The 11,948-nt window shown below is 34.9% G+C and carries 11 protein-coding genes; all 11 read right to left on the reverse strand.

Features of this window, described 5'->3' with window-relative positions:
- Positions 1-94: 94 nt before the first annotated feature.
- Positions 95-2,041, reverse strand: coding sequence for a nucleoside-diphosphate sugar epimerase/dehydratase (locus KFE26_RS14910; RefSeq protein ID WP_212600875.1), 1,947 nt, complete (start codon positions 2,039-2,041; stop codon positions 95-97).
- 86 nt (positions 2,042-2,127) lie between these two features.
- Entirely contained in the window at positions 2,128-3,306 is a 1,179-nt protein-coding gene (locus KFE26_RS14915) for a DegT/DnrJ/EryC1/StrS aminotransferase family protein (RefSeq protein WP_212600876.1), read from the reverse strand.
- A 4-nt stretch (positions 3,307-3,310) separates the two neighbouring features.
- Positions 3,311-3,940, reverse strand: a complete 630-nt coding sequence (locus KFE26_RS14920) for an acetyltransferase (RefSeq protein ID WP_212600877.1) — start codon at positions 3,938-3,940, stop codon at positions 3,311-3,313.
- A complete protein-coding gene (locus KFE26_RS14925) occupies positions 3,933-4,532 on the reverse strand; it encodes a sugar transferase (protein ID WP_212600878.1) in 600 nt (199 codons plus the stop codon). The genes KFE26_RS14920 and KFE26_RS14925 overlap by 8 nt, the downstream gene beginning before the upstream one ends.
- The gene (locus KFE26_RS24330; RefSeq protein ID WP_212600879.1) at positions 4,525-5,751 is read right to left on the reverse strand and encodes a glycosyltransferase family 4 protein; all 1,227 of its coding nucleotides are present in this window, start codon (positions 5,749-5,751) and stop codon (positions 4,525-4,527) included. The genes KFE26_RS14925 and KFE26_RS24330 overlap by 8 nt, the downstream gene beginning before the upstream one ends.
- Positions 5,748-6,620, reverse strand: a complete 873-nt coding sequence (locus tag KFE26_RS14935; protein WP_212600880.1) for a glycosyltransferase family 2 protein — start codon at positions 6,618-6,620, stop codon at positions 5,748-5,750. Before KFE26_RS14935 ends, KFE26_RS24330 begins: the two co-directional genes overlap by 4 nt.
- Complete coding sequence (locus KFE26_RS14940) at positions 6,610-7,542, reverse strand: hypothetical protein (protein ID WP_212600881.1); 933 nt, start codon at positions 7,540-7,542, stop codon at positions 6,610-6,612. The genes KFE26_RS14935 and KFE26_RS14940 overlap by 11 nt, the downstream gene beginning before the upstream one ends.
- A 304-nt stretch (positions 7,543-7,846) precedes the next feature.
- Positions 7,847-8,941 carry a hypothetical protein gene (locus tag KFE26_RS14945; protein WP_212600882.1) on the reverse strand — a complete coding sequence of 365 codons (1,095 nt, stop codon included), beginning with the start codon at positions 8,939-8,941 and terminating at the stop codon, positions 7,847-7,849.
- A complete protein-coding gene (locus tag KFE26_RS14950; protein ID WP_212600883.1) occupies positions 8,931-10,106 on the reverse strand; it encodes a hypothetical protein in 1,176 nt (391 codons plus the stop codon). Before KFE26_RS14950 ends, KFE26_RS14945 begins: the two co-directional genes overlap by 11 nt.
- 46 nt (positions 10,107-10,152) lie before the next feature.
- Positions 10,153-11,421 carry a lipopolysaccharide biosynthesis protein gene (locus KFE26_RS14955; RefSeq protein WP_212600884.1) on the reverse strand — a complete coding sequence of 423 codons (1,269 nt, stop codon included), beginning with the start codon at positions 11,419-11,421 and terminating at the stop codon, positions 10,153-10,155.
- A partial coding sequence (locus KFE26_RS14960; RefSeq protein ID WP_212600885.1) for a DapH/DapD/GlmU-related protein occupies positions 11,411-11,948 on the reverse strand: 538 nt, incomplete at its 5' end. The genes KFE26_RS14960 and KFE26_RS14955, both read right to left, overlap by 11 nt.

Raw genomic sequence — 11,948 nt, forward strand, 5'->3', positions numbered from 1 at the left:
CTTTACTTAACTGACTAGCGCTTAATTGCTATAAGTAGCCAAAATATTAATGAGAAATAGTTAGGTAATCAATCAACCTATAAGAGAGCAAAATTTAAGCTTTAACTAACTTCACGACTTCTGCAATATGCTTATTAGCTTTATCAACTCCGCTTTTAGCTAACCACACTAAATCACAAATACCGTCCTTAGGTGCAAAACCAGTTGGCGCTGAGAGCAAAATTTCACGAATAACTTCATGATTAAACTCATGACAAGCTTTATCTAAACGATTAAAAATTAGCTCTAATTCGTTCCAAGGTAGATAAATCTCGTTAGCAGTCATTATACGCTCATGCCCAGTACCAGTTACATCATCACCAATCAGTAGCTCTTCATAGAGTTTTTCACCCGGGCGCAAACCACTAAACTCTATTGTAATATCGCCATCAGGATGAGCCTCATCTTTGATATCAAACCCACTTAAACGAATCATCTTTGCGGCTAAATCGACAATTTTAACTGACTTGCCCATATCTAATACAAACACATCACCACCTTTACCCATAGCGCCAGCTTGAATAACCAACTGAGATGCCTCAGGAATGGTCATAAAGAAGCGGGTAATTTCAGGGTGGGTCACAGTAACAGGACCTCCATTGGCGATTTGCTTACGGAACAAAGGCACAACAGAGCCCGACGACCCTAACACGTTACCAAAACGCACCATGCAAAAGCGTGTTTTGTGCGAATCTTTAGATAAGGCTTGCAACGCAAGCTCAGCCATACGCTTAGTCGTTCCCATAATATTGGTTGGACGAACGGCTTTATCTGTCGAAATCAATACAAAGGTTTCTACTTTTGCCGCTATTGCCGCTCTGGCGGTATATAGGGTGCCAAATATGTTATTGCGAACCCCTTCAACCACATTATGCTCAACTAAAGGCACATGTTTATAAGCTGCTGCGTGGTAAACCGTTTGAACTTTAAAGGCCTGCATAACCGCTTGAACACGGTTTTCACGCTGCACAGAGCCCATAATAGGCAAAATTTCAATTTCGAGCCCAAGTTCATGGGCAGTAGAATTAAGTTCACGCTCAATAGAATACAAAGCAAATTCAGACAATTCGAAGAGCACTAGCTTACTAGGTGATTGTTTTAAAATCTGCCGACACAATTCAGACCCAATAGAACCACCGGCCCCTGTCACCATAACCACTTTATTTTTGATATTCGCAGCTAATAAATCTTGCCTAGGAGCAACGGAGTCACGCCCGAGTAAATCCTCAATTTCAACTTCTTTGACATCACTAAATAACTTATCACCACTGACCAAATCCGCCATAGCGGGCAGCGTCATCACTTTAACTGCGAGCGACTCGAGTTGATTAATAATATCTTGTCGACGAGAACGTGCAGCACTCGGCATTGCCAGCAATACCCGAGTGGCAGCCTTTTGCTTAATCAGTTTACGTAAATCCTTCGGTGCATGGACGTGTAAACCTTGGATCACAGTGTCCTGTAATGACTCATCATCATCGATAAAAGCAATGGGATAATATTCATGACTTTGAGCCAAAGCGATCGAAGTTTGTCTCCCACTGACTCCTGCACCGTAGACAATGACAGGCTCGCCACGGCGATTCATGCCAGACCCCACCAAAGAACGCATTAGCGCCCTTGCGCCACCAACAAACACTAAAGAAAAAGCTGCATAGATAAAAGGCACGGTTCTAGGTAAGTCAACACTCCCGTAATAGGCAAGAAGAACGAGAGTAATAGTCGAAACAAACACCCCAGCGACTATCGCCGATAATGCCTGAGAGCCCAGATAACGTAATACGGCGCGATAAAGCCCAAGCCGAACAAAAGCCGCAATACTCACAGGCAAAGTTAATGCTATCAACCCCCAATATTGAGATTTAAGCAAAACCTCAACCGAATCGAGACGCACCAGTAATGCAAACCAAAATGCAAACAATAAAAACACTGAGTCAACGGCAACACTGACCAGACGCTTTTGTGAACGCTTTAATGAAAATAAAAATTGCAAAAATTCCATCTTCTGCCCCATTAATCTAAAATAAAACATAATTAAAACAACTAAAAAGATGAAAAAATAAGCCAAACTATGTCTGGCTACTTCACTTACTTAACAGAGGCATCAGCGAGTACTGTAGATAATACCTTACATGTCATGCTAATTTCTTGCTCAGTCAAAGTGGGATGAACCAATAACATAATACTCGTTTCTCCTAATTCTTTAGCATTAGCTAAACGCTCTTTCGGCCGCCAAGGAGTATTATCAAAAGCTTTTTCGAGATACACCTCCGAGCAACTACCGTGATAACAAGGTACACCACGGGCAGTAATTTCATCAATGATACGATCCCGACTCCAATCAGCCGCCAATTTATCCTTGTTAACAAAGAAGTAGTGTTTATATTCGGCATGAACTACATCCGCAGGCACATCGACGCACCTCAACACAGAGTACAGGCTAGCAACAGCATCAAGCTTAGCTGCATTATTGATACGTGCGGTCGTCCATACCTGCATTCGTTTAAGCTGAATACGGCCAATCACCGCCTGCACTTCAAGCATTCGCCAATTAGTACCAAAACTATCATGCACCCAACGAAACCCTACAGGATGTTGCTTGTTATATACGGAATCAAAACTTTTACCATGATCTTTATAAGACCACATTTTATCCCAGAGATGCTTATCATTTGTGGTAACCATACCACCTTCACCGCCAGTGGTCATAATTTTATCTTGACAAAAAGACCATGCACCAATATGTCCAATACTACCAACAGAACGGCCTTTATAACGAGCACCATGGGCTTGAGCACAATCCTCAATCACAAAAAAATCATGCTCAGCTGCAAGTGCCATAATAGGCTCCATATCAGCAGGCATACCCGCAAGATGTACCACAATCACAGCTTTTGTGTTTGGCGTTAAAACAGCTCGAATTGTATCAGCAGTTAGACTCTGACTATTTAAATCGACATCAGCAAAGATAGGATTAGCACCAGCAGTTACGACTGCAGAGGCTGAAGCCAAAAAGGTTCGAGAGGTAACAATAACATCATCTCCAATAGTAATCCCTAAAGCTTTTAACGCAACATCTAAGGCTAGAGTACCATTGGCAAGAGCGACAGCAAATTCTGCATCAGCCCAAGAGGCAAATTCTTTTTCAAATTCGCGACACTCAGAACCAGTCCAGTAATTGACTTTATTTGAAAGCAACACACGACTCACCGCATCGACCTCTTCTTGAGTAAACAAAGGCCAGGGAGAAAATGAAGTATTAAGCACAGTATTATCCTTTACGACTAATTGGTTTTGCAGGAACACCAACAACAGTTTGATTATCTGAAACATTCATTAAAACTGCAGCCCCTGCGCCAACTACAGCATTTCTACCAATTGAAACTAATTGCTTTACGCTAGCGCCTATTCCAATCCAACTCAGAGCGCCAACCATAACTCCACCCGCTAAATTGGCACCAGGGCTTAAATGCACCCCATCTGCAACAACACAATCATGATCAATAGTGGAAGCCGTATTCACTATGCACGCCTTACCAATTTCAGCAAATGGATTAACTACTGCATTAGCCATGACCACAGTACCAATATCAAGTACTGAGTAAGTGCTAACTGCAGCAGACGGATGAACTAATACGCCAAAATGACCGCCAGCTTGCATCAATTCTTGCTGTTTCTGAAGACGAATCGTATTGTCACCGATAGCAATAAACACTAGATCATATATCTGAATACAACTTAATAACGAAGTTGAACTTCCGATAACTTGCCAATGCTCAACTTGAACAATCTCCGGCCATCTATCATCAAAAAAATGAATTTGTTTATAACCTGTCAATTCGGCAATTTCTGCAATCACTTTTCCATGACCACTAGCACCCAAAATTGCACATTTAGTCATTACTGTTCCCTCGAAAAGGTTCAATAGTAACATGACCGTCAGCAGATATTCCCTCCTTAATAAAAACTTTCTTCACTGTTAACAATAAGATCTTAATGTCTAACAATAAACTTTTGTGGTCTACATACCAAACATCCAACTTAAACTTTTGTTCCCAACTAATCGCATTCCGGCCATTAATCTGTGCCCAGCCAGTGATACCGGGGCAAACTTCATGACGACGAGCTTGCTCAGGTGTATACAGAGGTAAATACTGAATTAATAGCGGCCGAGGACCCACCAAACTCATATCACCTTTCAACACATTCCATAATTCTGGCAACTCATCAAGACTGGAATTGCGCAACCTTGTACCAAAGTGAGTAATTCTTGCCACATCAGGTAAAGGATTACCATTGCTATTTACCGCATCTTTCATAGTCCGAAATTTTATCATCTCAAACGGCTTCCCATTTAAGCCTGGACGAGTTTGCTTAAATAATACTGGCGAACCTAAGTTATTGCGAATTCTCCAAGCAATAAAGACAATTATAGGAGATAGAATAACTAAAGCAAAAAATGAAACTGTAATATCAAAAATACGTTTAAACATTAACGACCCCTTGAATCGCAGCTTCTAAACGGCTTGCCATAATATCACGAGAATAGTGATTGTAAGATAAATCATAACACGCTGACTTTGCAGAATAATATTTTTCATCATCATTCAAAAAATCATTAATCATCTTAGCGGACTTTATAAAATCAACTTGATCAAGTACTAACCCACATTTAGACTTTTGTATAAACTCTTGTTGCCAACCGCCGTAGTTAATTGCTATAGGCGTTTGAGAGGCTAATGCATCAAATAGCTTATTTGCTGAGTTATGCCACATTTCCTTAATAGGCCCAAACAGTGACAAAGCCAAATCAGCAGACGACAACAATTTAACTATTTCATTTTTCGGCACTGCATCCAAAATAAAAAGATTGACATTTAGCACCCCTAAATACCTTGCATATTCAACAACTTCCTTTTTTTGCATGCCATCACCAATAGCAATGAAGCATATGTTGTAGTTACAATCCAAGACAGATTTTGCAACGTCAACAATATACTTGACATTATTAATGACACCAAATGTGCCCGTATAAACAACGAGCTTTCTAGATTTCACAAAAGGAAGTGCTTGAATTTTATACTTTATGCCAACATCGATATCAACATGGAATAGTTCTGTATCACAACTGTTTGTTGCCAGGGTAATTTTAGAACTATCAATCCCCTGACGGGTAATACCATCACACATTCCAGGGGACAGACCAATTAAATGACTAGCATTTCTATATGCATACTTTTCGAGCCATTTAGAAAACTTAATAACTAGTGGGTTTTTGATAGCTCCTATCGCAATCGGCAGTTCAGGCCATAAATCCCTAACTTCGAAAATCATTGGACGTTTTTTAATTTTTGAATATAAAACACCAGGAATTGCAATGGTAAGAGGTGTACTTGTTGCAAATACAACATCAGCATCAATCGAAAGCGATTTTATAGACGACTTAATAGAGAAACTAACAAACTTCCCAATTCTATTTATATATGAATCTTTATTTGAATAAGGTAAATGCAGCACTTTAAGATTCATCCCTTCAACAACAAGGTCATTCCATCCATGATCAAAATTATAAACTTCAGTAAGAAAAGCTGAAGTTGTAACAAAAGTAACCTCATGTCCTTTAGCTATTAAACGTTTAGCCATTTCGTAAGATCTAGTTCCCGCATTACAATCGGGGGTCGCAAAATACTGATGAAGATATAATATTTTCACTTATTAGACAAACCTCTTTGCAAGACACTATATATATGTGACCAACTATAAAATATTCTATATCGTTTATACTTACAATAAAAAAAACGACTTAGAAACTTATAAAACCCAAATTTACTTGCTGAATATAAATGTCCTGACATCGCAGCAAGATTAGGATCATTAATGTTTATTAAAAAATCATTATATCTTGCTAAGGCTTCAAAACGAGAGTCTATAACATCTTCCTTTAGCTGCTTAGTCAAACTAAAATCACTCTCAACAACACAATATATACTTCTATTATCCGCAATTATTTTTTTAGCATAACAAGCTACTTTTAATGAAAAATTAACATCATTAGATGCAATTACTTCGTCAAAATAAATATCATTTTTTATTACAAGATCTTTCTTAACCACTTTACTCCATGGCACATGAAATCTATATTTTATATCATTAGAATTACTTTCCAAATAATCTTCCACTAATTTTTTATATCCTAAATGACGGATAGACCTACTACCTGATTCAGTTTCACTTACGGGGCTAAAAAACAACAAATCAAATTCACAAACTAACATTGATTGAATTAGTTCGAATGCTTCTGGCAAAAAATAATCATCTGAATCTGCAAAAACTAGATACTCGCCTTGTGAGTACTGAATTCCAAGATTCCTTGCAGCACCAGCCCAACGTTTGCCATTTATTTGCTTTAGATACTTTACCCGTGAAAACTCAGAAACTATTGTGCTTATATCATCGGAATGATCATTTACGATAAGAACTTCCAACCATTCATAATCAGGGATAGAGTTTAATAGTTTTACAAGACTCTCTCTCGAATTATGATAAGGAATAATAACTGAAACCTTTATATCACTTGACATTTATAAATTTTAACCTCATCAAATAACCGACCATAATAGCAGATAAATAAGATAACTTTGACATTTCAATCATCACACCACTTAGCTGAGTAATTGGTAGTGTAATAAGCCATAAGAACACCACCAAAGCATATATTCTATAATGGCTATTACGGAGAACGTAAATCTTATAAGCTGAGTAAAACAGTGCGATAAAAACCATTATGTAATGAAAAGCTAACCCAATCAATCCATATCTATATAAAAAAACAGCCGGTAAAGACTCTAAATCTTCTGCTCTACCAAGACCCGCACCAAAAATATAGCTTTGAAAGTAAGCGATATCAAATGCATATAATATTTGATCCATTCTAACATTTAAAGTACCAGAGTTAGATGTATTCATAAGTAAAGTATCTAAAGATTTAGCAGAGCGTAAGCCTGAACTCACAAGAATATCTGAAAGAAAACCTTTATTTGCTATAAAAATAAATAATAATGTAACTGGTGCAGATAGTAATAATAATCTAAATATATAATTCTTATTTACTATAATTAAGTACAGATAAGTAGATAAGAATAATGCTAAAATAATTGTTTTACTTTGTGATAGAATAACTAATGCCGCACTACATAAAATCAACAAGAAATTAACCATTACTTTATTTAAACTATAATTTATGAGGCATAAATAAAATACTATTAGAAAGGCATAACCGGAATAATAGCTAGTACCAAAAAAAGTCACTCCATAAAAAAGAAGTTCGTATCTAAACTCTCGCTTATACAATGAAAAAACTAATTGATGAAAGTGAGAGTTAAATAGCAACTCAATTACAACGTAGCAAATTGATAAATAAACTATCGTTTTTAGAGTTCTTCCTACCACATAATCATGAGATAGTACTGAATCAGCAACCGCAATTGATATAACAAGTAGCATAATGGGTCTAAGATAAGAAAACAAAGAACCATAATCAATTAAATTAGCATTAATATCAAAAATAAATGAGAAACAAAGCAAAATCTGAAGTACAAAATAATATATTATTATTGACTTATAGATATTGAAATCAATGGACGAAACATATACTAGTAAATAGAGGAGGGAGAATAAAAAAACTAAAACATTCATGTGAATTTGGGAATTCACGAAAATATTAGGAAATAGAGGAAAAAAGAAAATTAATAAAAGAATTAACTGACTTATCTGCAGTTTAGTAATTATGAATTTCACAGTACCAACTTTATTTATCTTCGCCACCAACATCAAATTCAACATTACAATCCCAGTTAATAAGAGTTAACTCATATAACCGTGATAATGATGTGTTAAAATCATCTGACACATCAGAGTTTGAAAGACCAGTTATTGAAAAATGTCTAAAAAGAGCAATTTTTGCTGCATTTATATCTAAGTACGCATCAAAATTTGTCAACGCAATAGCCTCTTCTATGCCAGGAGGATTATACTGATATGAATATTTTGATTTTACTAGTTCAGAAATATATTTGTCTGACTTTATGACACCTATTATTTTTTTAAATTTTTCACTACTGAAAAATTTATGATTAGGAAATTGAGAATATAAGTGACACAGTGCAACCAAATTAAAACCGTGGTAACCAACTGATTTTAGATATAGACTTTTCTTTAGCCTTAATGAGTATAACTTATTAAGTAAATAACTAATTACTGCTGATATTCCATTTTTTGCTTCTACATTAAATTTAAACAACATACTTTTATGGTAAATAACTCCATTTTGATACAATTCTACATTCATTAATATATTATTTACAAAGGACTTACTATCCTCTTTAGCTCTATCAGAATTCAACTTACTTGCTATAGCTGCAAACCACAGTTGATGGTTAAATGTTTGGTCAAAATCATTATAGCTACCATCTACATTCAATACTCTCCAGAGTGAACAATTCGTATCAAAATAATGCATCTCATATAAATCGACAGCTAGATTCATCAATGATACATCGTCAAATATCTTTGATGCATAAACCAATGCTTCCATAACCCATGCTTGACCCATTAAGCCATTTGAAAAATCTTTTTGTGGATTTTTTCTACAAAAGAATGCGGCACCCATTGGTCTTGCATTTGAACTTTTCAAAGCATTAATAAGTTCATATGAAAACGTTTTATATTTTTCATCAGTAGTATTAAAGTATAAATACGAAGATATAACTAACCAATGAGAATAAACTCTAACAAATGTTTCTTCATCCTTATAAGGGCCATTGTGGCCAGGTTTAATTTGTTTTAAATCTTGTATAAATCGGTCTAAAGCCATATCGAGAATAGTTAAAATACTACTTTTCATTATTATGCCTCAATATTGATTGATTAAAGCCAGTTTGTGCCAAATAAAAGCCAAAGGTATTCTCTATATTAAATAAATTTAGACTGTTATTTCGGTCTGCTTCTAGTAATTGCTCAGAAACCTTCATCTTACCAAGCGATATCTTATCAAAGATTAACCGTAAGGAGTTTACATCTAAAGTATCACATATTATTGGCGTTGAGAAACCATTAGAAAATAGAGCTTTGTAATTATCTATAGGTGATAGAATATTTATAACTTTTCTAGATAACGCATAAGGAATGCTTAATGTAAGTTGATCTGTAGAACCAAAGCAAATATTATAGTCTGCAGAGTCATATAATGAAATTAATTCGTCCCCTTCATACCAATGATTTGTTTCAACAATAATGGATTTTTCAAGCTTATATTCATAAATAAGTTCATTAATTCTTTGCAAGACTTTCGTATCAAGTCCATATGAGGCAACAACATGCAGCAAAGCAGTCTCAGCTTTGTCTTTGTACGCCATACAGAATGCTTCAACAACTAAATCGACATTATTATAAGCATGTAAAGCTCTTGTTGAAAGAAATTTAACCACACCACTTTCTACTTTAGTCGGAACATTCGTTGCCCAATTAGGGTCGATACCCCAAGGCACATATTTAACTTTATCTTTATACTTTGGAAAAGAATTTATAAAGTCATTAAATGTCGTTTCCCAGTTACACATAACAACATCAACCTTATCAATTACTTCAATGAAGTTATTACGTTCCCTCTCTGAAAACTCACCTAATAAAAATTTTCTATAAAAATCGCTACCATATATGTTCAAAATTGACTTGTTATACTTCGAATATTTTAAAACATCTAAATTTGTTTGCGGTGTGTAATTCCCTTGCAATACAACCAAGTCAAAATATCGATTATAACATAGGTACTGTATGGCAAGCCGTACACCAACCATAGATGCAGATTTATTAATAACTTTTCTTACAAACCCGTTACGCTCTTTCTTACCATATGGGGAAATCACTTTAAAATTATGTTTAAGTGTACAAATCGTTCTAGCCAATAGCGTTACTTTTATTCTACTATTATCATTTTCAAGCGAATTAAAATAATCAAACCACAACAAGGCATTTCCACCAGTTGCTTGTCCAAAAAACAATACATTCATACATCACCCAATCTTTAAAATAAAATATCAAACATACTAATCTTTTTTATTGATGAGTTAAACGATTAAAAACATAATGGAAATAAGTAAGTAAATTAATAAGTCCGCTAACCCAAAATGTTATTGCAGTTCCAATACAGGCACCTAGCAAACCAAACTCTCCAATGAAAAAATATAGTAAGCTCAAGTTAATTATGAGTGTTAATATTGAATTATATACATTCAAATCAGAACGGCCAGAAGCAAAATTCAAATTACCAAAAGGCTGTCTTAATAAAAGCCCGCCAACAGCACCAAGAGTTAATAAAAAAAGCATGAAACCATGTTTGGCATAATTGCTACCAAATATACATTCAACGATAAAATCACCCCAAAAGTATGTAACTAGCAATACCAAACCACAAAATAGGAGATTCACTTTGATATATGATTTTAAATATTCTAAAATTAACTTACAATTGGTATGGTTCCTTGTTAAGAAAACAAATTCCGACTTAAAAAATAATTGAGGAATAAAAAGTAATGTTAATGGAATCAAGCTAACAATTTTATATGATGCTACATCAGAATCATTTCCCATAATCAATCCCAATAAGATTCCAGCTATTGGTATCGGCAGCTGGGATATGACAGCTCCCATCCCAGTCTCAATACCATATCTATAGTAATCACTTTTCTTGCTTTTAAGAGTATATACCCCAGATAATTTTATTGGTATTTTATTCAAAAAAATCAAAAAAACTATAAATGGAGATAGTACTAGTGAAAAGGCATAACCAATAGGTCCGTAAATATATATAAAAATAACTGATGTAATGCAGAGTACAATAACTCTAGCAACTCCAGTATAGGCAAACTGAGAATTATTATTATCTACTCTAAAGAAGCTTTGGATCATCCTTAAAATAAAGTCTGAAAATAATAGTAATGACAAAATAACCAAATATAAATATCTACTCTCGCTTTGAAGATTATTAGCAAAAATAACAATATAAAAAATAAAAATCAAGAACACACAAAAATAAATACCATGAAGCATAGAAAACCAATAAAGCTTCACCCTACTGATCTCATCGTCAATTAATGAGCTGAACCTCAAAAATGCCACATCTAAACCAGCTCCTGAGAGCGGAATTAATGGAGTAACTATCATTAAAGCAAAACTAATTGCACCGAACTCCTCCCTTGTTAGCATCCTAGCAACTATTACACTCAAAAATAATGATGCTATCTTAACAAATATGCCAGAACCTAAAACAGGTAGACCACCTCTTGAAATAAATCCTTTTAGCAATGAGAAACTTTTATTTTTCATTATATTTACTTAGTATAGCCTTTTGAAACTCAATAGAAGCATCTTTAGAAGGTCTTCCATCAACTCTTATTTTATCAAACTCCTTTGGCGGAACATGTAATACTCCTCGGCCTTCACATCTACTAATATAATCATCTATTGAGCAAATAATTCTTGCTGGATTTCCAGCCACAACAGAACCAGATGGTACATCTTTTGTAACTACCGCCCCAGCACCAATAATTACATCACTTTGAACGTTCACACCAGGAAGTATTACAGCATTAGCCCCCAAAAAGACTCTGTCACCGATAATTGTTTTCTCTACTCTATATTTCCCACTTTTTAAGAACATACTTGCATCATGAGACAGTATTATTGAGCCAGGAGCAGAAACAAAATCATCACCAATTTCAATTAGCATAGGGCTAAAAGCATCGATTCTTGCATTCTGATGTTGTAAATTACCTATTTTGTACAATTTAATTTTATTATTCTTAATTCGAAGTGCAACTAAAATTTTTAAAATTAATTTTTTAATGTATAAC

Source organism: Shewanella sp. M16, assembly GCF_018224605.1.
Lineage (GTDB): Bacteria > Pseudomonadota > Gammaproteobacteria > Enterobacterales > Shewanellaceae > Shewanella > Shewanella oncorhynchi.